A 22,085-nucleotide genomic window follows, 5' to 3' on the forward strand; every position below is an offset into this window, starting at 1 on the left:
CCGGACTGTTCCCGTGCCGGTCTGCTCTCCCCGATCGCACGTTCCCCGGCGCGGTCTTCGTGACCGCACCCTGCTGCCGAGCCGTCGTTCGGTCGACGCGCCCCGGGCCTGCGCGCGGTGGCCCGTCAGAACGCGGCTTCGTCGAGATCCATGACGCTGATGTCGACATCGGAGATAACCGACCATTCCGCGCTGAGGTGCGGCAGGACCGTCTTGGCGAAGAACGACGCGACGGCGACCTTGCCTTCGTAGAAGGCGCGGTCCTGCTCGCCGGGGCCGGCGTCGAGTGCGGCCGAGGCGATCTCGGCGGCGACGATCAGCCGCCAGGCGACGAGGAGGTCACCGACGGAGAGCAGGAAGCGAACGGAGTTCAGCCCGATCTTGTACAACTCGGTGGGCTGTTGCTGGGCGGCGAGCAGGTGCTGGGTGAAGCGGCCCGCCATGTCCTGGACGTCTTCGAGCGCGGTGGCGAGCAGGATCTTCTCCGCCTTGAGCCGGCCGTTGCCGTCGGTGGATTGCGCCGTGTCGCGGATCTTGCCCGCGAGGTGGGCCAGTGCGACGCCACGGTCGCGGGCGATCTTGCGGAAGAAGAAGTCCTGCGCCTGGATCGCGGTGGTGCCTTCGTAGAGCGAGTCGATCTTCGCGTCGCGGATGTACTGCTCGATCGGGTAGTCCTGCAGGAAGCCGGAACCGCCGAGGGTCTGCAGCGACTCGGTCAGGTACTGGTAGGCCCGCTCCGAGCCGACGCCCTTGACGATCGGCAGCAGCAGGTCGTTGACCCGCGCGGCCAGATCGGCGTCGGCGCCCGAGATATGTTGCGCGACAACGTCGTTCTGATGGCCTGCGGTGTAGAGATAGATCGCGCGCAGCCCCTCGGCGTACGCCTTCTGCATCATCAGCGACCGGCGCACGTCGGGGTGCCGGGTGATGGTCACCTTCGGCGCGGCCTTGTCCGCCATCCGGGTGAGATCACTGCCCTGCACGCGTGTCTTCGCGTATTCGAGGGCGTTGAGGTAGCCGGTGGACAAGGTGGCGATGGCTTTGGTGCCCACCATCATCCGCGCTTCCTCGATGACTTGGAACATCTGCGCGATGCCGTTGTGTACCTCGCCGACCAGCCAGCCCTTGGCGGGGATGCCGTGGCCGCCGAAGGTGACCTCACAGGTGGCCGAGGCCTTCAGGCCCATCTTGTGCTCGACATTGGTGACGAAGACGCCGTTGCGCTCGCCCAGTTCGCCGGTCTCGTGGTCGAAGTGGAACTTCGGTACGAAGAACAGCGACAGGCCCTTGGTGCCCGGTCCGGCGCCCTCGGGGCGGGCCAGCACCAGGTGCATGATGTTTCCGAACAGGTCATCGGAGTCGGCGGAGGTGATGAACCGCTTGACGCCCTCGATGTGCCAGGAGCCGTCCTCCTGCTCGACCGCCTTGGTGCGGCCCGCGCCGACGTCGGAACCGGCGTCGGGCTCGGTCAGCACCATCGTGGCGCCCCAGTTGCGTTCGGTCATGAACTGGGCCCAGCGCCGCTGCTGCTCGGTGCCGATGCCATAGGTGATGTGGGCCATCATCGGTCCGGTCAGGTACATGTAAGCCGCGGGCTGCGCCCCGAGGACGAATTCGGTGATCGCCCAGCTGACCATCGAAGGGGCGGGCACGCCCCCGACACCCTCGGCCTTGCCGACGCGCCACCATTCCGCGTCGTACCAGGCGCGCACCGCCTTCTTGAACGACTCGGGCAGGCTGACCGAGTGGGTGGCCGGATCGAAAACCGGCGGGTTGCGGTCGGTGTCGGCGTACGGTTCGGCGACCGGTCCTTCGGCCAAGCGCGCGGCCTCCGCCAGCATCGACCGCACGGTGTCGCCGTCCAGGTCGCCGAATGCTCCGTTCCGGAGGATGTCGTCGAGTCCGTACACCTCGAACAGATTGAACTCGAGGTCGCGCACGTTGCTCTTGTAATGGCTCACGGGCCAATGCCTTTCGAGAAACGGCCGGTGTACCGGCAAGGGATTCGGCGGGCGCGCGCAGCGGCGATCACCCACGGCACACTGTGCGGCACCGATGACCCGAAAGCAATCTCATGTTAATGACCACTAAGTAAATGGTCGTATGTCCGACAGTGTTCTATCCGCTGCTAGCGCGCAATTGGTGAAGCTAAGTTAATGGTCACTAAGTGGCATAAATCACGGTGCGGAAACGCGGCCAGGGATTCCGGCCGTTTCGATCCGCTCGCCGATGGCCACGAGAACGTCGACGAGATCGGCCCTGCGCCGGAAGCGCGGGTTGCGGACGGCATCGATGACGACGGTGGTGACGGCTCGGCTCAGCACCCGCGCGGCCGGAGCGGGCAGGTCCGGCCGCACGGCCTGCAGCATGCGGGCCCACTGGGCGATGCCGTCCAAGCGCACTCTCCGGTAGCGCTGCACCGCCTCTCCCGGAAGATGCCGGGTCTCGCTGACGGTGATCGCCAGCAGATCGGGCTCGTCCACGCCCAGTTGCGCGAAGCTTCGCATGAGTGAGCGCATGGATTCCTCGGCGCTGCGGCCCTCGGCGATCGCCCGGGCGAGCAGCAGCCGAAGCCACTCGTCCTGGCGCCGCACGATTTGGTCCAGCAACTCCGCCTTGCTCGAAAAGTGGTGATACAAGGCGGGGCCGGTGACCCCGACGGCCGCACCGATGTCTTCGATTCCCACCGCGGCATACCCGCGGGTGCTGAACAATCGCGCCGCCTCGGCAAGCATCCGCTCCGACCGCAGCGCTCGATCCAGCGCGGTGTTGCCGGTCTCGGTGCGCGGTGGCCGGTTCGGGGCGGGGCCGGCCGGGTGCTCGGGCATTTCGGTGGTGATCACCGCCGCGACGGCGGCGTCGAGCACCTGTGCGGCAACCGGCGCGGGTAGTTCGGCGCGGTGATAGGAGGGACTGACCGCGATCGAGAGCACGCACCAGCTCAGCAGTTCGACATCCGCGCCGCTCAACTCCGGTCGGCGCATGCCGATGGTGTGCCGCAGATAGCGGGTGATCCGCGAGGCGCGGACCAGGACGGCGGTCTTGTCGGCGGTGGTGAGGTTGCGGAACTCCAATTGCCACAACCTCGGCAGGCCGCGCAGTTCCAGAGCCACCCGGACCAGTTCGGCGAGCACGGCGTCACCGGAATCGTCGGTGTGATACGCGGCGTCCAGCCGGTTCAAGGTGTCGTCGAGCCCCACCAGCAGGCACTGGCCCAGAAGCTGCTGCTTGTTGCGGAAGTGCCGATACAGCGCCGTCGCCGAGATGCCGACCGCCGCGGCGATGTCGGCCATCGTGGTGCCGTAATAGCCGCCGTGGGTGAAGGCGTCGACCGCGGCGTGCAGGATCATCTCGCGCCGATGAGGTGGTCTCCGCCGCGGCTGTGCGCCGTTCGCCTGTGTGCCCATCGCGGTCAGTGTCGCGTATCGGAGGGTCCGCGGCGGTGCCGGGCCGCCTCCGCGCGCGATCCGTTCGCCGGTACGCCACGGGGGATCGGCGCGGCCACCCATATGTATGACGATTTCGTCATAGCCGACGTACGGCTTCTACTGTCGAGTAGGCTTCCCGCAGCTATCACCAGCCCGTGGATCGTTGTCGATCAGGTAAGCAGAGGGAGCCCGCCCGTGAGCGCTGACACCGCGGACGCCACAGCACTGTCGAGCATGGCGGCCCGCCTGCGTATCGCGTCGACCGTGATTCTGCGGCGCGCCCGGAGGGATCCCGATGAACGGCGGCTGTCGGCGACGCAGTGGGCGGTGCTGGGACGTCTGCACCGATACGGCGCCTTGGCCGCGGTCGACCTGGCGCGGCTGGAGATGCTGAGGCCGCAGACGATGCGCAATGTGGTCGACGGGCTGCGCGATCAGGGCCTGATCGTCGGTGTGCGCGATCCGGACGACGGGCGCCGGGTGAATCTGACCCTCACCGACGAAGGCCGGGCGTGGGTGTGCGGCCACCAGGCGTCCGCGAACGACGCTCTGGCGCAGGCGTTGTCCGAGAGCCTGCGGTCCGGCGAGTTGTACAAGGTCGGCGAGGTCCTGGATCTGCTCGAGCGCATCGCCTACGGTGATCGCGGCCCGGAGGCGTTGATCGGCGGCGGTACCGGCCTCGACGACGAGTCGTCTCGCGCGGACTGCCCCCTATGACCCGGCCGCCGGGCGCGCGGGGGCGGCCGGCGGAGTGAGCGCTCGGGTCCACAGGTCGACGATGGCTCGGCCGCAGTCGTCCGCGGTGCGGCCGGCCGGCGGATCGAGGACCGCGCCGTGGATCTGCGCCTCCACCGCCTGAACGAGCAACATGGCGGTCAACGCCGGGTCGGTGCCGCCGACGTCGAGACGGCGCAGGTGGAATTCCACTTCGCCTGCGAGGGCCTCTTCGACTTGCCGTAGGCGTGCGATGCCTTCGGGTGTGCGCGGCGCCTGATCGAAGAGCAGCCGGTGCAAGTCCGGTTGAGCGGTGTGCAACCGGGTCACGGCGACGACCAGCTGCCGAATGGTTTCCTCCAGCGGTGGTTGCTCGGCCCGCAGTCGCTCGGCTGCCGCGAGCAAGGCCACCGAGGCCTGGCGCAGGTGGCGCTCGGCGAGCGAGTAGAGGAGTGCGTCCTTGTCGGGGACGTAGTGATAGAGCGTGCCGATCGAGACACCGGCGAGTTCGGCGATCTTGTTGGTCGTCGTCGCGGCGTAGCCGTGCTGTTGGAAAAGTCGAGCAGCGGCGTCCAGGATCGCGTCGAAGGTGAACTCCGACCGCTGCTGGCGCGGGGTTTTCCGGGGTGTCGACATGGCGTCCTGAAATCGAGTTGGCAAAACCGAGGATTGCTCGAATTATTAGAGCATGCACGCCTCCTACCTCGCATTTCTTCCCGCCGACCTACGTGGGGACGCCGATCTCCGACCGGAATCCGGTGTCTGGTCGTGGCGTGACCACCTGGTGCACATCGAGCGCATCCCCCGGCCGGAGGCGCGGGTGCGGATGATCGTGCTGCACGGTGCCGGTGGTCACGCCGCGGCGATGTGGCCGTTCGCGGCGCTCGCGGCGGCGCGGGGGTTCGACGTGCGGGTTCCCGACCTGCCCGGCTATGGCCGGACCCGAGTCCCGTCGTCGCGCGGAATCCGTTATCAGGACTGGGTGGACTGCGTCGTGGATCTGGTCCGGACGGTCCGGGCGGAGGACCCGCGGCCGCTGGTGCTGGCCGGAGCGAGCATGGGCGGCATGCTGGCGTACGCGGCGGCGGCGGGCACCGGCATGGTCGACGCGGTCGCGGCCACCTGTCTGCTCGACCCGCGGCTGCCGCGGGTTCGCGCGGCGATCGCCCGGCACCGGTGGCTGTGCCGGCGCGGGACACGGTTGCTGGTTCCCGTGGCCGATAACGTGCGCGTCCCGATGCGGTTGCTCGCGAACATGTCCGCGATAGCGAACGACCCCGAGCTGACCCGGATGATCTCTACCGATCCCCGCGGTGGTGGCACCTGGATACCGCTGGGCTTCCTGCGGACATATCTGCGATCCGTTCCCGTTCTCGAACCGGAGGAATTCACCGCCTGCCCCGTGTGGCTGGTTCATCCCGGCGCCGATCGGTGGACACCGCTTTCCCTGAGCCAGGCGTTCTTCGATCGGATCGCCGCACCCAAGCGCCTGGTCGTGCTGGACGCGGCGGGGCACTACCCCGTCGAGACGCCGGGCATCCACCAGTTGGGGGACGCGTTGGCCGAGATCCGCGACGAGCTCACCTCCGGCCCCCCGATCGGCCGGTGGGTGAAGTCACGCGGCCGGGCGGGCAGGTGACCGCGCCGAGCGGCTCGCGCTGCCCTCCGTGCCCGCCGCGGCGGGGCGGGTAAGTAAGGTCTGAAGCGTCGTGGAACGGATGCCACGATGCAGCCGCCGAACAGTTTCGCGCGGACGCGCCGCCCTGTCGAACGAAGAGAGCTGATTGATGCCGACCTCTACAGCGCGTGCACAGATCGGGGTCACCGGTCTGGCGGTCATGGGTAGCAACATCGCACGGAACTTCGCCAGGAACGGCTACACCGTCGCGCTGCACAACCGCACCGTCGCCAAGACCGACGCACTGCTGGAGGCGCACGGCGACGACGGCGACTTCGTGCGGGCCGAGACGATCGAGGAGTTCGTCGCCGCGCTGGAGAAGCCGCGCCGGGTGCTGATCATGGTCAAGGCAGGCGCCCCGACCGACGCGGTCATCGAGGAACTGGCGGCCGCGATGGAGCCGGGCGACATCATCATCGACGGCGGGAATGCCCTCTACACCGACACCATTCGGCGGGAAGCCGCGATGCGCGAGCGCGGGCTGAACTTCGTCGGCGCAGGTATCTCCGGTGGCGAAGAAGGCGCGCTCAACGGCCCCGCGATCATGCCGGGCGGGCCCAAGGAGTCCTACGACTCGCTGGGGCCGCTGCTGGAGTCCATCGCGGCGAAGGTGGACGGTACGCCCTGCTGCACCCATATCGGTCCCGACGGCTCAGGGCATTTCGTCAAGATGGTGCACAACGGCATCGAGTACGCCGACATGCAGCTGATCGGCGAGGCCTACCACCTGTTCCGCGACGCGCTCGGCTTCGACGCGAAGCAGATCGCCGATGTGTTCACCCAATGGAACTCCGGTGACCTGGAGAGCTACCTCGTCGAGATCACCGCCGAGGTCCTGAATCAGGTCGACGCGAAGACCGGCAAGCCGCTGGTCGATGTGATCGTCGACGCGGCGGAGCAGAAGGGCACCGGGCGCTGGACGGTGAAGTCCGCGCTCGACCTCGGTGTGCCGGTGACCGGCATCGCCGAAGCGGTATTCGCCCGGGCACTGTCGGGCTCGCGTGCGCAGCGCAAGGCCGCGCAGGGTCTCGCCTCCGGCCGGTTGGCCGAAAAGCCCACCGACGTCGAGCAATTCACCGAAGACATCCGGCAGGCGCTCTATGCCTCGAAGGTGGTCGCCTACGCCCAGGGCTTCGACCAGATCGCCGCGGGCAGTGCGGAATACGACTGGAGTCTGCGCCCCGGCGACCTCGCGACGATCTGGCGCGGCGGCTGCATCATCCGCGCCCGTTTCCTGAACCGGATCAAGGAAGCCTACGACGAGAACCCGGCGCTGCCGAGCTTGATCCTCGCGCCCTACTTCCGCGCGGCGATCGAGACCGCCATCGACAGCTGGCGCCGCGTCGTGGCCACCGCGACCCTGCTCGGCATTCCGGTGCCCGCGTTCGCGTCGTCGCTGTCCTACTACGACGCTCTGCGTGCCGAGCGCCTCCCGGCCGCGCTCACCCAGGGGCAGCGTGACTTCTTCGGCGCGCACACCTACGAACGCGTCGACGCCGAAGGCAAATTCCACACGCTCTGGAGCGAGGACCGCAGCGAGGTTCGCGCCGACTAGCCGGTCGCGCTGCCGCATGCCGGGGCCGGTGTCAATCCGCTGTCCCGGCAGCTCGTTCCCACGCCGCCCGGCGGAGCAGGCGTAATCCGTTGAGCCCGACGATGACGGTGGAGCCCTCGTGCCCGGCGACGCCGAGCGGGAGCGGCAGGGTTCCGGCGAGGTCCCAGACGACCAGCACGCCGATGAAGGTGGCGGCGATGGCCAGGTTGGCGACCACCACCCGCCGCGCCTGCCGGGACAACGCGATCACCGCCGGGATCGTCGTCAGATCGTCGCGCACGACCACAGCGTCCGCGGTCTGCAAGGTCAGATCGGATCCGGCCCCGCCCATGGCGATACCGACCTCGGCCGCGGCGAGAGCCGGGGCATCGTTGATGCCGTCGCCGACCACCGTCACCTTCCGCCCGTCGGCCTGCAGCCGGCGCACCGCGGTCACCTTGTCGTCGGGCAGGAGTTCGGCTCGTACGTCGGTGATGCCGACCCGGGCGGCGAGCCGCTCGGCGGTGGCGGCGTTGTCGCCCGTCATCAATACCGGTGCGGTGCCGGTGATCTCGGTGGTCGCCCGCACCGCCGCCGCCGCTTCCGGCCGCGGCCGGTCGGTCAGCGCGAATACCCCGATCGGCTGGTGCTCGCGGGTCACGACCACGGCGGTGCAGCCGCTCGCCTGGAGCGCTTCGACGGTTGTTCGCAGGCCGGGGGCGAGTTCCGACGCGGTGGGGGAGCCGACGCCGATGAGCTGGTCGCCGACGCGGGCGGTGACGCCGCGACCGGGGTTCGCGGTGAACGCGGTGACCTCGGGCAGTCGCAGCCCCCGGGCGCGGGCCGCGCGCACGATCGCCGCCGCCAAGGGGTGCTCGCTCGGGTGCTCGGCCGCGGCGGCCAGTCGGAGCAACTCGTCGTCGGTGAATCGTTCGTCCAGGCAGCGGATTTCGGCCAGCTCGGGAATGCCACGGGTCAGCGTGCCGGTCTTGTCGAAGGCGACGTGCGTGGTGGCGCCGAGCCTTTCCATGACCACCGCGGATTTGACCAGGACGCCGTGGCGCCCGGCGTTGGCGATGGCCGCCAGCAGGGGCGGCATGGTGGCCAGCACCACCGCGCAGGGGGAGGCGACGATCATGAACGTCATCGCCCGCAGCAGCGCCCGCCGCAGGGTGTCGCCGAACAGCAGCGGAACGACGAACACGGCGAGGGTGATCAGAACCATGCCGATCGAGTAGCGCTGCTCCACCTTCTCGATGAAAAGCTGTGCGCGCGCCTTGGTTCGGGCCGCTTGCTCGACCAGGGCCGCGATCCGCGCGACCACGGAGTCCTCCGCGCGGCGATTCACCCGGATTCGCAGCACTCCGGTGCCGTTGAGAGTGCCCGCGAACACCTCGTCGCCCGCGGCTTTGTCCACCGGCAGCGGTTCGCCGGTGATGGTGGCCTGATCGACCTCGCTGCCGCCGGAGAGCACCGTCGCGTCGGCGGCGATCCGTTCACCGGGACGCACCACGAGAAGATCACCGACGCGCAGGTCGGCGGCGTGCACCGTCTGCTCCTCTCCGCCATCGGCGAGCCGGGTCGCGGTCTGCGGCGTCAGGTCGAGTAGTCCGCGTACCGAGTCCTCGGTCCGGGCAGTGGCCAGCGCTTCCAGGGCGCCCGAGGTGGCGAAGATGACGATCAGCAAGGCGCCGTCGGTGATCTGGCCGATGGCCGCCGCGCCGATCGCCGCGGCGACCATGAGCAAATCGACGTCGAGCGTCCTGTCGCGTAATGCCCGCAGCCCGGCCCATCCCGGTTCCCATCCGCCCGCGGCGTAACAGGCCAAGTACAAACCCCACCACACCCCGCGCGGTCCATCGGCCAGCTGCGTCGCCAGACCGGCGAGGAAGAACGCGACAGCCACTGCGGCCCACCGTACTTCCGGCAGAGCGAACAATCGGGTCCGGTGCGTAGGCACACGACCGGTCGGCGAAGTCGGACGGGTCGGCACGAGGGTCGGCGCGGCCACGGGTCACCTCCAGGACGGCAATGAACAGACCGCCCGACCATATCAGAAAGCATGAACATGTCTTCATTTGTTCCTAGGGTATGCTGTTCACTCATGGGACACGGTGTCGAAGGCAGGGATCGACCTGCCGCGCGCCTGGATCCGGAATCGGCCAACCATGTGGCGACCACATTGCAGGCGCTGGCCACCCCGAGCCGCTTGATGATCCTCACGCAGCTGCGCCAGGGGCCTCTGTCGGTGAGCGCGCTGGCCGACGCGGTCGGCATGGAACAGTCCGCTGTTTCCCACCAGCTTCGCCTGCTGCGCAATCTGGGGCTGGTCACGGGTGCGCGCACCGGCCGCAGCATCGTCTACAGCCTCTACGACAACCACGTCGCCCAGCTGCTGGACGAGGCGATCTACCACAGCGAACATCTGCGCCTCGGATTGTCCGACCGCCCCGAGACCGCCGGCTGACCGCTCTGCCCTGATCCGGTCCCTTGACCTGGAGCGCACTCCAGCACTTAGTGTGCGCTCGTACACGGTTGACCAGCAGAAGGGACCGCTTCATGGAGCTCGGTTTTCACGTACCCGTCTTCGATATCGACGGTGGCACGACCGCTATCGCCGGTGAGCTGGCGCGGGTCGGCGCGGCAGCGGAGGCCTCCGGGGCGACCTGGTTGTCGTTCATGGACCACTACTTCCAGATCGAGCCGACGGGCCTGCCCGCGGAGGCGAACATGCTGGAGGGCTACACCACTCTCGGCTATCTTGCCGCGCACACGTCGCGCGTCGACCTCGGCCTGCTCGTCACCGGCGTGACCTATCGCCACCCCGGGCTGCTCGCCAAGATCGTCACCACGCTCGACGTCCTGTCGGGTGGCCGGGCGGTCCTGGGCATCGGCGCCGCCTGGTTCGAGCGCGAACACCGTGGGCTCGGCGTGGCGTTTCCCTCGACCGCCGAACGCTTCGAGCGGCTGGAAGAGACGTTGCGCATCTGCCGCCAGATGTGGGACCCCCAGGACAACGGGGTGTTCGACGGGAAGTACTACCAGCTGGCCGAGACGCTGTGCTCGCCGCGGCCGATCAACCGGCCGAAGGTGCTCATCGGCGGCGGAGGAGAGCGCAAGACGCTGCGCTTGGTCGCGCAATACGGCGACGCCTGCAACCTGTTCGGCTCCTCGCCCGCGGACGTCGAGCACAAGCTCGATGTGCTGCGACGGCATTGCGACGACGTCGGCCGCGACTACGACGAGATCCGCAAGACGATCATCGCCAACAATCCGCGGCCGAGCCCGGAGAACCGTGACGATTTCGTCCGGCAGATGGCCGACTACGCGAAACTCGGCATCGACACCGCCATCGTCACTCCGACCACCGGCTCACCGGCGGCTTGGATCGATGGCATGGCGCCCGCCGTGGCGCAACTGGCGGAACTCGGCTGAGGCGCGGCGGCGGAACGCGAAGGCGCCGCGGATGAGGTGTCGCGGTAGGGGATTGCGGACCCGGGGATGAGCATGTCGCGGTCGGCGGCCTGGAAGGTCGCCGACCGCGGGCTACAGTTTGTAGCCGATCTGGCGCAACAGCCGCCTACGGGCTGCCTGGTCGTCGGCATTCTCCACGCCGAGCGGCGCCGAGCCATCGATCACGCCGACGACTCCTCTGCCGAGTTCCGTCTCGGCGATCAGAACCTCGACGGGATTGGCTGTGGCGCAGAAGATTTCGCAGACCTCGGGGACCTGCCGCACGGCATTGAGCACGTTGACGGGATAACCCTCGCGCAGAAAGACGATGAACGAGTGCCCGGCCCCGAGGTCGACCGCGTTCTTGGTGGCGAGTTCGACGAGGGAATCGTCGTTGCCGGAGTGGCGGACCAGGCGCGGGCCGGAGGCCTCGCAGAACGCCAGCCCGAAGCGCAGGTGCTGACTTACGCCGACCAGCGCTTCGTGCAGGTCTTCCACAGTTTTGATGAAGTGGGACTGTCCGATGATGACGTTGAGTTCGTCCGGTTTGTCGATGCGTACGGCTGTCAACTCCACAGCGACATACTGCGCCTCGGCGATGTCGATTCATAGCATTTCGGCATTTCTCTCGCACGCGTCGCGTGCAGCCCGCGGTGACTCCCGAGCCGGTCGCGGGAGCTAGCCGTCGGCGGTGCGGGCAGGGAGGTCCACCACCAGCGCGGTGGCGTTGTCCCTTCCTCCGGCCACGAGGGCGGCGTCGACCAGGGAGTTGGCGATCGCGTGGGCCGCCTCGCCGTCCGCGAGAATGGCCTTGACGGCGGCGATACCGAGTGGCTTGTGCACTCCGTCGGTGCTCAGCAGCAGTCTGCCCGTGCTCGATCCGGTGGCGGCATACCCGATCTCGTCCGGTCGGACGGTGCGGGCCGAGGTGGTGACCAGATGGCTCATTCGCGGGGTGACCGCCAGCCCGCGGGCTCGGTAGGACTCGGCCACGGTGTGGTCGGTGGTGATCTGGTGCAGCACCCGCCCGTTCCAGCGGTACGCCCGGCAGTCGCCGACCCATGCCACCTCGCAGGGGCCATCGGGTCGACCGGCGGTCGGCAATACCGCCACCACGAGCACGCTGTCGGCGGAGGGTTCCGGGACTTCGCGCAGCAATTCTTCTTGCGCCGCGAGAATTCCCGCTCGCGCCCCGTCCCGGGCGCCCGCATGTGCCGCCGCCGCGGCCACCGTGCGTGCCGCCCTGGCGCCGAGGAGATGGTCTCCCACACCGTCGGCGACCACGAACGCTGTCGCTCCGCTCATCGCATCGCTCTCGATCGCGACAGCGTCGGCGTTGATCGACCGTGACGAACGCCGACTGGCCGAGGCGCCCATCGCCGCGCCCAGCCAGGGCATCTCGATCCGCGGCAGGCTTGCAGTAGTGCCGGTGTACATGAACTGGTCTCCTCCTGGCTGGGCTCGAGTGCTGCCGACCAGCACCCTTCAAGGAGACCGCACCCGTATTTGGGCTTGTCGAGAGTTCGTTGTGGGGACACTGAGAATTCGCTCTCGATCCGGTCACGGCCGCCATCCCGCGGCCGCTCCGGCAAGCATCGGTGTGCTTTGCGTCTCGTATTCGATCGATGCCGATCGCGGGTGGATGCAGTGGCGCAATATCGATCATTGTTTCCGTGTCGAACTTCCCATTTCGCAACATTGCTTCCGGATTCCGGCAATCAATCGGCTTACTGCCGGGCTGCTCGGCATATTCATCTTCTCGTCAGTGCGGTGGGGACGCACGCAGCATGTCACTCGCCGAGGCCGATTCCTCCCGTGCGGGCAGGCAGGCCGAGGGCGAACAGTGCGCCCGATACCGCGACGGCCGCAAACTCGGAGCCGTCGGCTCGCAACGGCTCAGCGCGGCCTCCGGGACAGGACATGGTCGCCGCTGTCCGGCGCTGCGGCAGCGCTCGCCTCGCCGGTCGCGGTCGCGTGCGCACGGATTGTGTCGGCGGGTGGTCCGGGCAGCGGACCGCTCCTGCTCGGCGAGGGGATGTGGACGCGACGGTGGTCGGGTGTCGGCTCGGCGGTCCTGGTGTGCGCCGGGGCGGCGCGCGCTCCGCGCCGTAAGGCCGACTCGGCCGCAATGTTCGGTGTGCAGTATTGGCGGTGTCCAGCACCGTAGACACGGGCGCCGAAATTTCCGGTGTCGGCATCGGCCACGTCTTTGCGTCGCCGGCGGCGACAGACATCTTGACTAGGCAAAACGCATTCGGTGCGCGAGATTTCGGTAGATAGTGGAGTTGTCGGTGACGTAGACAACAGACGAAACTCCGTTGAATTCCCCGCCCTACCGGCGGGTACGTGATCGAATGCTCTGCAACTGACGTCTCGAACCCGCCGTGTTGCGCCGTGGGTCCAGAAATCCAGGAGGTTGTGGCTGTGGTCGACGCAAGCGTGCCCACGCTGCGTCCGTCCGAGCTGGAAAGATTGGCCCAGCTCGACGAACACAACGAACTTTCTGCCGAACGGATGCGATCGACCTCGCAGCGGCTGGGCGTGCCGGAGGAGGACCTGCGGCGGTGGCTTGCGGACCGCCGCGCCGCCAGCGCGCCCACCAGGCGCATCGATGTCCCCGACACCGCGTCCCCACGCGTCGATGTTCCCGACGCACCGACTACGCGGATCGATCCCCCCGAGGCAGCGACCACGCGGATCGATCCCCCCGAGGCAGCGACCACGCAGACCGATGTCCCCGAGGCAGCGACGACGCAGACCGATGTCCCCGAGGCAGCGACGACGCAGACCGATGCCCCCGAGGCAGCGACGACGCGCATCGGTGTCCCCGACCCGCCCACCACGCGCATTGATGGCTTCGAGCCGCCGACCCGGCAGGTGGGGTACGGGCAGGTCAGCCACCGGCCGTCGCGCATCATCACGCTGTCGGAAGCGGCCGGAGGCGGACTGCTGCCGCAGATCTCCGATGGCGATGTCACCACCTTCCTTGCCGATGCCTACCGAAGCCTGCCGCCGCAGGAGTTCGCGCGCATCGACGCCGTCTACACCGAGGGGATCCAGACGACCTGTCGGTGGCTCGCCGAACACACCGGCAGGCAGTGTCGTCACGACCTGAACCAGAACGGCGTCGGGAGCTGGCTGGGTCCCCGCGGGGCAGGTCTGGCCGAATACATGCTCTCGGTGCTGCAACCTCGGCTCAGCTCGCCGAATCGCTTCCAGCCGGGTCCCGGCGCCGGTGTGGTGGACGAGTGGAACGACATCCTGAGCCTGTACCGGTTCCTCGGCAGCCTGGTGGCCGACAGCCCCAGTCGCGGGCACACCGTCACGCGCCTGCGCGGCGCCCAAGCCGCGTTCCTGCTGCACGGCTTGCGGCTGGATCTGCCGCCGGATCTGGCCTACTCGGTCGGGCCCGGGCTGACCACGGTCCCGATCGACCACGACGTCATCGCCCGTGTCCGGGCCAGGACCGCCGATCCGGTGGACGCGGCGGCGCTCGTCACCGCGCTCTTCACCGGTGCCACCGCGATGGAACTCAACGCCATTCCCTGTGTCGCGCTGACCGCCGACGCGCTGATCTTCAACGGCCCGATCGGCTACACCCACGCACCCGACCTGTACGTGTGGGTGATACCGCCGCCTGCGCGCGCCTTGCTCTACGACGCCCGCGTCTCGCAGGAATCGCGACCCACCCCGAACAGCAAACTGTTCACCGGGGCCATCGGCGGCGCCGGCTTCCGCCTTCGCAGGCTCGCCGCGGCATGCGAGGTGAGCCTTCCGGACCTGTACCACTGGCACCACAGCTGGATCCGCCGTGCCGGACTGCTCCGGATGTCCGAACAACCGGCGCCGGTCCGCAATACCGATCTGCTGTTCGGCCTGAAACTCGCGCCCCGGCCACGCCGCCGCCGCGCACGCTGAGGCGAGTGGCGCGAGCAGGTCACCCGGCGTCGAGGAGATGCCGGGGTGCGGCCTGCCGCCACGAGTCGAGCACGATGGCTTCCAGTTCGGCCAGGTCGTCGAGGGCGGTCAGACGCACGCGGACCCAGGCGTTGTTCGCTTCGTGCGCGGCGATCCAGAACTTGCCCGGTTCGGCGACGACGAGTTCGTCGCGATCGGCGATGGGGCAGCGGACCGCCATCGAGGTCTCCGCCTCCGGAAGGGTGAGAAACAACTTGCCCGCGACCCGGAAGGTCGGCATCCCCCAGGTGAACTGCTCGGATGTCTCCGGTAGCGACAGCGCGAAGGACCGGACATCGTCCCCGGTGAAACTCATGCACCGAATCCTTCCAGGCCGGAATGGAACTCCCCGTGCGTGGTCCGCCCCCGACGAGATCGCCGGTGCGGGGCCGGTCGGAACAATAGGGCGTGGTGCCAACGCGACGGCCGGCGCGTTGTGAAGTGCCCAGTAATCGTCTCGTGACCTCGGTGCTCGTCGTCCAGCCCCCTATCGTTCGGCGCAGTTGTCGGTGAGGTCGAGAGGGCAGTATCCGAATGGTCGGCACGCGCGAGAAGTTGGAGCGATTGCGGGACACCCTCGCGACCGCCGAGGAACCGGCGGGTGCGTCCGGTATCGCCAAACGGCAGAGCAAGGGCATCCCGAGTGCCCGTGAGCGCGTGCGATCGTTGCTGGATCCCGGAACGTTCGTCGAGATCGGCGCACTCGCGCGCACACCGGGAGCCCCGGACGCGAAGTACGGCGACGGAGTGGTCACCGGCCACGGCCGCATCGACGGCAGACCGGTCGTGGTCATCGCGCACGACCAGACGGTCTACGGCGGCTCGGTCGGCGAGATGTTCGGCCGGAAGGTCGCGCACATCCTGAAGTTCGCGTACGAGAAGGCCTGCCCGGTGGTGGCGATCAACGATTCCGGCGGCGCCCGGATCCAGGACGCGGTCACCTCGCTGGCCTGGTTCGCCCACATGAGCCGACGCCAAGAGCGGTTGTCCGGATTCGTCCCGCAGGTCTCCATCATGCTCGGCAAGTGCGCCGCGGGTTCGGTATACGGCCCGGTGAACACCGACGTTCTCGTGGCGACCGAGAACTCCTACATGTTCGTCACCGGTCCCGAGGTCATCAAGACGGTGACCGGTGAAGACGTGACCGCGGAGGAACTGGGCGGCGCACACGTGCAGGCCCGCAACGGCACGATCCACCACGTGACCGCGACCGAACAGGAGGCATTCGACTGGGCCCGCAAGTACCTGAGCTACCTGCCGTCGAGCTGCCTGGAGCAGGCGCCGCTGGTGAACCCCGGTCTCGAGCCGGAGATCACCACGACCGACCTCGAGCTCGAGTCGATCATCCCGGACTCCGATCGCGAGGGATACGACATGCACGAGATCCTGCTGCGCATCTTCGACGACGGTGATTTCCACGAGATCCGCTCCGCCACCGCGGCCAATCTGATCACCGGCTTCACGCGCGTGGACGGACGCAGCGTCGGGGTCGTCGCCAATCAGCCGTTGGTGCTCGGGGGAGCGGTCGACGCGAAATGCTCCGACAAGGCAACGCATTTCATCCGGCTGTGCAACGCCTTCGGCATCCCCTTGGTGTTCGTCGTGGACACTCCCGGCGTGCTTCCCGGCGTCGAAGAGGAACGCAACGGTGTCATCGTCCGCGGCGGACGCGTGTTCCGCGCGATCATCGAGGCGACCGTGCCCATCATCAACGTCGTGGTGCGCAAGTCCTATGGCGGCGCTTACGGCTTCATGGCATGCAAGCAGCTCGGCGCCGACATCAGCCTGGCCTGGCCGACCGCCCGCATCGCGGTGATCGGCGCGGAGAGCGCGGTCGACATCGCGGGGCGGCGCCAGCTGCTCCAGGTGCCGGAAGAACAGCGCGCGGCGGTGCGCGATTTCATGATCGACCAGTACAACGCCACCGTCGCCACTCCGTGGATCGCGGCCGAACGCGGCTACATCGATGCGGTGATCGAACCATCCCGTACCCGGCTGGAGATACGGCATGCGCTCCAGCTGCTTCGGGACAAGGAAGCAGCCGCCGAGCACAACCCGCGCAAGCACAGCCTGTACCCGATGTAGTGCCGGGTTTTCCCGCTGCCGGGCTGGGTATGCGGCGGAGTGGGGGTGAAGGTCCGCGGTCGGAGGAGTTGCGGGCATGGACTGGTTCACCGCATCCGAATACTGGTTGAGCAGGCAGGTGCTGACGCGCGGCGTCGCGGCCGTCTATCTGATCGCCTTCCTGGTCGCCGCACGGCAGTTCCGGGCGCTGATCGGTGAGCACGGCATGCTTCCGGTGCCGCGCTTGCTGGCCCGGCGGTCCTTCCGGCAGGCGCCGAGCATCTTCCACGTCCACTATTCCGATCGTTTCTTCGCCGCCGTCTCCTGGTTCGGTGCGGCGCTGTCCGCGGCGCTGGTCGCCGGTGCGGCCGACCTGGTGCCGCTGTGGGCGGCGATGCTGCTGTGGGCGACGTTGTGGGTGCTCTACCTGTCGATCGTCAACGTGGGGCAGGAATGGTATGCGTTCGGCTGGGAGTCACTGCTGCTGGAATGCGGGTTCCTGGTGATCTTCCTCGGCAACGACCGCACCGCGCCGCCGGTGCCGGTGCTCCTGCTCGCCCGCTGGCTGCTGTTCCGGGTGGAGTTCGGCGCCGGACTGATCAAACTGCGCGGTGACCGGTGCTGGCGGGATCTGACCTGCCTGTACTACCACCACGAGACCCAGCCGATGCCAGGACCGCTGAGCTGGTTCTTCCACCACCTGCCCAAGCCGCTGCACCGGGCGGAGGTGGTGGGCAATCACGTGGCGCAGCTCGTGGTGCCCTTCGGCCTGTTCGCACCGCAGCCGGTGGCGAGCATCGCCGCGGCCGTCATCGTGATCACCCAGGTGTGGTTGGTGGTGTCGGGCAATTTCGCCTGGCTGAACTGGCTGACGATCATCCTCGCGTGCGGCGCCATCAGCGGGTCCGCGGTGGCGGCGGTGCTACCGGTGCCCGCCCCGCCGCCTCTGCCCGGGCCGCCGCCGTGGTTCGTGGGCCTGGTCATCGCGTTCACCGCACTGGTGGTCTTCCTGAGCTACCGCCCGGCGCGCAACCTGATCTCCAGTCATCAGGCCATGAACCGATCGTTCGACCCCTATCACTTGGTCAACACCTACGGAGCGTTCGGCAGCATCGGTCGCACCCGCTACGAGGTGGTCGTCGAAGGCACCGAGGAGTCGACCGTCACCGATCGGACGCAGTGGAAGGAATACGAGTTCAAGGGCAAACCCGGCGATCCGCGCCGGCTGCCACGCCAATGGGCCCCTTACCACCTGCGCCTGGATTGGCTCATGTGGTTCGCCGCGACCTCGCCACGGTACGCGCAGTCGTGGCTGGCCGCCTTCCTGGCGCGGCTGCTGGAAAACGACCCGGCCACGCTGCGCCTGTTGCGGCACAATCCATTCCCGGATGCCGCGCCGCGTTTCGTGCGGGCGCAACTGTATCTGTATCGCTTCACCACACCGCGCGAATTGGCTCGCACCCGAGCGTGGTGGCACCGCACCCTGGTCAGCCGCTACGTTCCGCCCCTTGCCTTGGACGACCTGCGCTACCACAGCCACCCCGGCCGTCGCTGAACTCGAGAACCCGTGCCCGGCAACGGCTTGCGCCGGAGGTCGGAGGATGGGGTGTTGTTCGCCACAGTGCGTCGGCGACGATCGGCGGCGAAAGCGGGTATGCGCCTGGATGACGCAACCGACCGAAGGAGGATGTCATGTCCATTTCGGCCTCGCGCTCGCAGTATCGCGCCGCCCGACAAAGCGACGGCGGTTATCCCGGCTCCGAGGGCCCCATCGAATGGACCGTCGCGGCATGGGTTCTGGTATTGACAGTGCTGAGTATCGCGCTGGCGCTGCTGTAAGAACACCCCCTTGGCCGACGAAGGCCTGGCGAGAAACGACGACGGTTCGAACGCCGTTGCGCCAGAGCCGGAACGAGAGCATTCCACTCACGTGTACAGGAGCTGAGCAGCGCCAGGTGCTCGACGTTCCGCACTTTCCGTTGCCTCTGCCGCGAAGACCCCGCGGAGCAACGGCGTCGAGTGGATGAGGAGAAGGAGTTCGTTCTGTTGTTAGAACACCCATTCCGCAGCGAATTCGCCACAAAAGTGGGTTCATAGCGCGTTAGCCTACCGCGTCGGGTTCGTTGTACTGCTGCCCATGTGGTGAGGACAGAGGGTGTCGTCTGCCAATGGGAAGCAGTGGATGAGCCTCGCCGGTCAAGGCAACGAGCGCCTCGACAACGTCGAGCAGGCTGGCTTTGGTGTAGGTGAGGGTGGTAGGCCCCGAGCCGGGCCTGTCTTGGTGGCCCGCGAAGGCGCTGGAGACTGCCATTCCGAACTCACGCTCGACGAAGGTCAGTGTCGTGTGGCGGATCCAGTGTGCTGAAACTCCCACTGAGGAGGCCCAAGGGAGGGATTTCTTGACGCGCTCGAACAGGTTGTCGAGGCGTGCCACTCCGACCGGTCGTCCGTCGCGGTATCGAAGGAGACGCCGGGTTGCATCTGCGCCACCACGGGCTTCGATGTGGTCGAGGATCCTCTGCACCAAGGTTGGCGAGATGGGTTGCCATCTGGTCGTTCCGCCCTTCTCGCGGAGGCGGAGAAGGCAGTCGTGCTCGTTGAGATCAACGATCGTCAAGCCGAGAAGTCCGCCGCGGCGGCAGGCGGTTTCGATCAGGATGCGCACGATCAGCGCATCCAGTGGCCGGTCATTGCCTGTTGTGGCAGCAACGCGGCCGATGTCGAGGATATGTTCGAGGGTAAGTGCGTGCCTTGGGCTCCTGGGCTGGCGCGCTCTTCTGACTTTTGCGGCTGGGTTGTCGAGTGGGTGGATCAACCTGTCGCGTTCGGCGTGGCGATAGAGCTTGCGGATCGCTGAAACCAAGCTCGCCGCGGCCCCGACTCCGCCGCGTGAATTCGATCGTCCGGCAGCACCTGCGCGTACACGATGTTCGCTGACAAGTTGTTCGATCTCCGTGTACGTCGGCTCGGTGATAGTTCTGTCACCCCACCGCTGCTCAAGGACCTTCCAGTATGATCCATAATTCTTCAGAGTCGCTTCTGATGCCGAGGCCGAGACCTGTGCAATGTACTGCTTGAAGGTCGGAACAGGCCCATGACTTGTGGACTCGTGAAGCAGGTCTTCGAGTTTGAGCCCGAGTCTGGAAATGAGGTGCAGCGCTGTACTGATGTCTTCGGAAGTCATTGAGTCACCCAAGGATTCGGTCGAAACTGTGTAAGTGCAGCCGCCACCAGCGGCGTGGTATAGACCACGAGGCGCTGGTGAGTAAGGGAAGCTACGAGTAAGAGCCGGTCGCCGGAGGCCATGCCACAGGCGTGACGGATGCTGGCCGGAAGGTGGATGTATCCGGTGGGTCCGACTGCCCAGCGACCGTCGTCGGCAGGCTGCAATATTGCGAGCTGGTCTTGATGCAGGATGGTCACTGGTTGGCCTGGATTCCAGTCCAGCTTTCGGATGGCAGATCTATCACTGACCCGGCCCCGTTGGTCGATAGTTGCTGTTGCGCAGTGTGCGACGCCGACTGGCGTCTCGATGCTCGTGGTGGGGTAGTGGAAGGGAATGCCGGCAAACTGGATGACTCGCGGAATCGTGCTGTAGAGCTCATCGAATCCCACTACTGATTCATCGCGATGCCGTGACATCGGTCGATGTTGTCGAACCGCATTCAGTGTGGGCTTCACGCAATGCTGTTTCGGGGTGGTCGATGGCTCTGGCGCGCGATGCGGCGGCTTGACTTGGCTCACTAGACGTCGCCTACCCGACAGGCCCAACTAGATGGAGTGCCGACACTGCAGGCAACGCGCTCGAAAGCCATTGCGCGGGTGCGGGGCACGAAAGCAGGCGGTCCTCGGACACCATTGAAACGAGGTATGCATGGCGTGTATGACTGGCCGGGCTCATTCGGCCGTATGCGGGGTCTGCACCCTCGGCGGGTATGCTGGTCTTCGCCCGCTGAGGCACCACGCGGTGCGCCTTCGATGACTGTATTTGCGTACCCAAAGTTTCGACCACCTCGAAGTCCATCGCGCAGCGCTACTCAGGTCCGGCATGACGTGAGTCATTCTGCTTGAGAGCGCCTTGCGGTCAACGACGATTCGCTGTGCTTCTGTCGCGAATGTGTTGACAGTGAAGGCTGATTGCTTTCCAAGCATTCATTCGAGGTGGGTGTGTAGTCAATAGTTTTGGCCTGTACACCGTGGGTGACTTTTTCAGTAGTTCACCCAGGGTGGGCACCTTTTCCGGCGGGCAATCCTAATTTGGTGCGCGACAAAGCGCCTCAGAGATGCCCGATTGCGGGTAGTGTTCGTGCGGGGCGCCACGGGCCCAGGTGGTGGTCATCTGAGGGACCGAATGGGCCGGACGGCTTCGTCGGGCAGATGGAGATCCGCTGTCGGCGTGGGCCGGTACAGCGAGTAGGTCTTGAGTTGGCTGGGCGGGAAGTGGGCGTCGGTCTGCCGGGTCTCGTAGATGTCATATTGGCCGGTTTCGGGGTTGTATATTCCCACGGTTGTGTCGTCGACGATCTCCGGCAAGGGGTCGTTCCTCCATAGTCTTGCGAAGTGGGGTGATCTAGCGCAGGCCTCGTAGACTTCAGCGAACCTCCCCGGATTGGCGAACGGGCGGAAAATGCGTACAGAGAAGAGCAGCACCTGTACACGCTCGAATCTCTTTCTGAATCTCTCGGAATCGGGATGATTGAGCATCAGATCGATGATGTTCACGACGCGTTTGGAGCCTCTTGGAGCTGGCCGCAGCATGGGAAATACCTCACACCATGGCTGGTTGGCGCCACCGGCGGGGATGTCGTAGAGCAATCCTTGAAAACATGCCGGTCCCTTGTGGTTTTCGAGGTAGGAGATATCGTCGTCGGTGACCTCCGGCCAGTCCTCGGCGGAGGCTGGATATAAATCAGGAGCGACCAATGCCCGCATAACTTCGGCGATGTACCACGGGACATGCAACTGCTCGATAAGTAGGTCGATATAGGTGTCGGAAGGAGTGCGTTCGTCCCGGATCCACTTCTGGACCGTATTGATCGAGGAATCGAGTAATGCGCCCAGCTGTGTCAGAGTGAGTCCTCGCTTGTTGCCCCGGGGCGAAAGATGTCGAACCCTCTCGGGCACGACGCTGGTCAATCGAACCCAGTTGATGTATTCGCCGAGCGACGACGGTTTCGGCCCGGTGCCGAGTGGCTCTATGCGCTCGACCAACTTCGTCATCGCTGCCCTTCATTCCACTTCAAAGGGGTGCCCTCCT

General features: G+C 66.9%; 18 protein-coding genes. 9 read left to right on the forward strand and 9 right to left on the reverse strand.

From position 1 onward, the window contains the following. Nucleotides 1–125: 125 nt before the first annotated feature. Together ACZ6DL_RS27560 and ACZ6DL_RS27565 are read right to left on the reverse strand one after the other, a co-directional pair. Nucleotides 126–1,961 carry an acyl-CoA dehydrogenase gene (locus tag ACZ6DL_RS27560; RefSeq protein WP_466055408.1) on the reverse strand — a complete coding sequence of 612 codons (1,836 nt, stop codon included), beginning with the start codon at nucleotides 1,959–1,961 and terminating at the stop codon, nucleotides 126–128. Between the two features lie 216 nt (nucleotides 1,962–2,177). Then, a complete protein-coding gene (locus ACZ6DL_RS27565) occupies nucleotides 2,178–3,407 on the reverse strand; it encodes a TetR/AcrR family transcriptional regulator (protein WP_466055410.1) in 1,230 nt (409 codons plus the stop codon). Nucleotides 3,408–3,623: 216 nt separating this feature from the next. Between ACZ6DL_RS27565 and ACZ6DL_RS27570 the strand changes: the two genes are divergently transcribed. Next, nucleotides 3,624–4,145: a MarR family winged helix-turn-helix transcriptional regulator gene (locus ACZ6DL_RS27570; protein WP_466055412.1), complete on the forward strand. Its 522-nt coding sequence runs from the start codon at nucleotides 3,624–3,626 to the stop codon at nucleotides 4,143–4,145. On the opposite strand, the gene ACZ6DL_RS27575 is transcribed toward ACZ6DL_RS27570, so the two are convergent. Then, nucleotides 4,140–4,778, reverse strand: a complete 639-nt coding sequence (locus ACZ6DL_RS27575) for a TetR/AcrR family transcriptional regulator (RefSeq protein WP_466055414.1) — start codon at nucleotides 4,776–4,778, stop codon at nucleotides 4,140–4,142. The genes ACZ6DL_RS27570 and ACZ6DL_RS27575 overlap by 6 nt on opposite strands. Nucleotides 4,779–4,830: 52 nt before the next feature. On the opposite strand from ACZ6DL_RS27575, the gene ACZ6DL_RS27580 reads away from it, so the two are divergent. Both ACZ6DL_RS27580 and gndA read left to right on the forward strand, forming a co-directional pair. Further along, nucleotides 4,831–5,781: an alpha/beta hydrolase gene (locus tag ACZ6DL_RS27580; protein ID WP_466055416.1), complete on the forward strand. Its 951-nt coding sequence runs from the start codon at nucleotides 4,831–4,833 to the stop codon at nucleotides 5,779–5,781. A gap of 148 nt (nucleotides 5,782–5,929) precedes the next feature. Then, entirely contained in the window at nucleotides 5,930–7,375 is a 1,446-nt protein-coding gene (gndA, locus tag ACZ6DL_RS27585; protein WP_466055418.1) for an NADP-dependent phosphogluconate dehydrogenase, read from the forward strand. Nucleotides 7,376–7,406: 31 nt separating this feature from the next. Here the strand turns inward: gndA and ACZ6DL_RS27590 are convergent, their stop codons facing one another. After that, nucleotides 7,407–9,365, reverse strand: coding sequence for a heavy metal translocating P-type ATPase (locus ACZ6DL_RS27590; RefSeq protein ID WP_466055420.1), 1,959 nt, complete (start codon nucleotides 9,363–9,365; stop codon nucleotides 7,407–7,409). A gap of 93 nt (nucleotides 9,366–9,458) precedes the next feature. Between ACZ6DL_RS27590 and ACZ6DL_RS27595 the strand changes: the two genes are divergently transcribed. Continuing rightward, a complete protein-coding gene (locus ACZ6DL_RS27595) occupies nucleotides 9,459–9,821 on the forward strand; it encodes an ArsR/SmtB family transcription factor (protein ID WP_466055422.1) in 363 nt (120 codons plus the stop codon). Nucleotides 9,822–9,913: 92 nt separating this feature from the next. After that, the gene (locus ACZ6DL_RS27600; protein WP_466055423.1) at nucleotides 9,914–10,789 is read left to right on the forward strand and encodes an LLM class F420-dependent oxidoreductase; all 876 of its coding nucleotides are present in this window, start codon (nucleotides 9,914–9,916) and stop codon (nucleotides 10,787–10,789) included. A gap of 111 nt (nucleotides 10,790–10,900) precedes the next feature. Here the strand turns inward: ACZ6DL_RS27600 and ACZ6DL_RS27605 are convergent, their stop codons facing one another. Next, nucleotides 10,901–11,383 (reverse strand): adenosine-specific kinase, encoded by a 483-nt coding sequence (locus ACZ6DL_RS27605; RefSeq protein ID WP_466055425.1) that lies wholly within the window; start codon nucleotides 11,381–11,383, stop codon nucleotides 10,901–10,903. A 102-nt stretch (nucleotides 11,384–11,485) separates the two neighbouring features. Beyond that, nucleotides 11,486–12,244, reverse strand: coding sequence for a PP2C family protein-serine/threonine phosphatase (locus ACZ6DL_RS27610; RefSeq protein ID WP_466055427.1), 759 nt, complete (start codon nucleotides 12,242–12,244; stop codon nucleotides 11,486–11,488). Nucleotides 12,245–13,231: 987 nt separating this feature from the next. Between ACZ6DL_RS27610 and ACZ6DL_RS27615 the strand changes: the two genes are divergently transcribed. After that, nucleotides 13,232–14,725 carry a hypothetical protein gene (locus tag ACZ6DL_RS27615; RefSeq protein ID WP_466055429.1) on the forward strand — a complete coding sequence of 498 codons (1,494 nt, stop codon included), beginning with the start codon at nucleotides 13,232–13,234 and terminating at the stop codon, nucleotides 14,723–14,725. A 19-nt stretch (nucleotides 14,726–14,744) separates the two neighbouring features. Here ACZ6DL_RS27615 and ACZ6DL_RS27620 read toward each other — a convergent pair whose 3' ends face one another. Further along, complete coding sequence (locus ACZ6DL_RS27620; RefSeq protein ID WP_391465335.1) at nucleotides 14,745–15,080, reverse strand: MmcQ/YjbR family DNA-binding protein; 336 nt, start codon at nucleotides 15,078–15,080, stop codon at nucleotides 14,745–14,747. A 218-nt stretch (nucleotides 15,081–15,298) separates the two neighbouring features. Between ACZ6DL_RS27620 and ACZ6DL_RS27625 the strand changes: the two genes are divergently transcribed. The 3 genes from ACZ6DL_RS27625 to ACZ6DL_RS27635 all read left to right on the forward strand — a co-directional run bounded on the left by ACZ6DL_RS27625 (nucleotide 15,299) and on the right by ACZ6DL_RS27635 (nucleotide 18,667). Beyond that, entirely contained in the window at nucleotides 15,299–16,849 is a 1,551-nt protein-coding gene (locus ACZ6DL_RS27625) for an acyl-CoA carboxylase subunit beta (protein ID WP_466055431.1), read from the forward strand. Between the two features lie 76 nt (nucleotides 16,850–16,925). Continuing rightward, nucleotides 16,926–18,383: a lipase maturation factor family protein gene (locus ACZ6DL_RS27630; protein WP_466055433.1), complete on the forward strand. Its 1,458-nt coding sequence runs from the start codon at nucleotides 16,926–16,928 to the stop codon at nucleotides 18,381–18,383. A gap of 137 nt (nucleotides 18,384–18,520) precedes the next feature. Continuing rightward, on the forward strand, nucleotides 18,521–18,667 hold the full coding sequence (locus ACZ6DL_RS27635; RefSeq protein WP_393230618.1) for a hypothetical protein: 147 nt from the start codon (nucleotides 18,521–18,523) through the stop codon (nucleotides 18,665–18,667). A 262-nt stretch (nucleotides 18,668–18,929) separates the two neighbouring features. Here ACZ6DL_RS27635 and ACZ6DL_RS27640 read toward each other — a convergent pair whose 3' ends face one another. Next, complete coding sequence (locus ACZ6DL_RS27640; protein ID WP_466055435.1) at nucleotides 18,930–20,012, reverse strand: tyrosine-type recombinase/integrase; 1,083 nt, start codon at nucleotides 20,010–20,012, stop codon at nucleotides 18,930–18,932. Nucleotides 20,013–21,163: 1,151 nt separating this feature from the next. Beyond that, nucleotides 21,164–22,048, reverse strand: a complete 885-nt coding sequence (locus ACZ6DL_RS27645; RefSeq protein ID WP_466055437.1) for a helix-turn-helix domain-containing protein — start codon at nucleotides 22,046–22,048, stop codon at nucleotides 21,164–21,166. Nucleotides 22,049–22,085: the final 37 nt, after the last annotated feature.

This window comes from Nocardia sp. NPDC041819, assembly GCF_055590505.1.

Excerpts from the sequence above, each read along its gene's own strand:
- ACZ6DL_RS27565 (WP_466055410.1), bottom strand. The coding sequence starts at position 3,407 with ATGGGCACACAGGCGAACGGCGCACAGCCGCGGCGGAGACCACCTCAT.
- ACZ6DL_RS27575 (WP_466055414.1), bottom strand. The coding sequence starts at position 4,778 with ATGTCGACACCCCGGAAAACCCCGCGCCAGCAGCGGTCGGAGTTCACC.
- ACZ6DL_RS27580 (WP_466055416.1), top strand. The coding sequence starts at position 4,831 with ATGCACGCCTCCTACCTCGCATTTCTTCCCGCCGACCTACGTGGGGAC.
- gndA (WP_466055418.1), top strand. The coding sequence starts at position 5,930 with ATGCCGACCTCTACAGCGCGTGCACAGATCGGGGTCACCGGTCTGGCG.
- ACZ6DL_RS27595 (WP_466055422.1), top strand. The coding sequence starts at position 9,459 with ATGGGACACGGTGTCGAAGGCAGGGATCGACCTGCCGCGCGCCTGGAT.
- ACZ6DL_RS27600 (WP_466055423.1), top strand. The coding sequence starts at position 9,914 with ATGGAGCTCGGTTTTCACGTACCCGTCTTCGATATCGACGGTGGCACG.
- ACZ6DL_RS27610 (WP_466055427.1), bottom strand. The coding sequence starts at position 12,244 with ATGTACACCGGCACTACTGCAAGCCTGCCGCGGATCGAGATGCCCTGG.
- ACZ6DL_RS27620 (WP_391465335.1), bottom strand. The coding sequence starts at position 15,080 with ATGAGTTTCACCGGGGACGATGTCCGGTCCTTCGCGCTGTCGCTACCG.
- ACZ6DL_RS27625 (WP_466055431.1), top strand. The coding sequence starts at position 15,299 with ATGGTCGGCACGCGCGAGAAGTTGGAGCGATTGCGGGACACCCTCGCG.
- ACZ6DL_RS27630 (WP_466055433.1), top strand. The coding sequence starts at position 16,926 with ATGGACTGGTTCACCGCATCCGAATACTGGTTGAGCAGGCAGGTGCTG.
- ACZ6DL_RS27635 (WP_393230618.1), top strand. The coding sequence starts at position 18,521 with ATGTCCATTTCGGCCTCGCGCTCGCAGTATCGCGCCGCCCGACAAAGC.
- ACZ6DL_RS27640 (WP_466055435.1), bottom strand. The coding sequence starts at position 20,012 with ATGACTTCCGAAGACATCAGTACAGCGCTGCACCTCATTTCCAGACTC.
- ACZ6DL_RS27645 (WP_466055437.1), bottom strand. The coding sequence starts at position 22,048 with ATGACGAAGTTGGTCGAGCGCATAGAGCCACTCGGCACCGGGCCGAAA.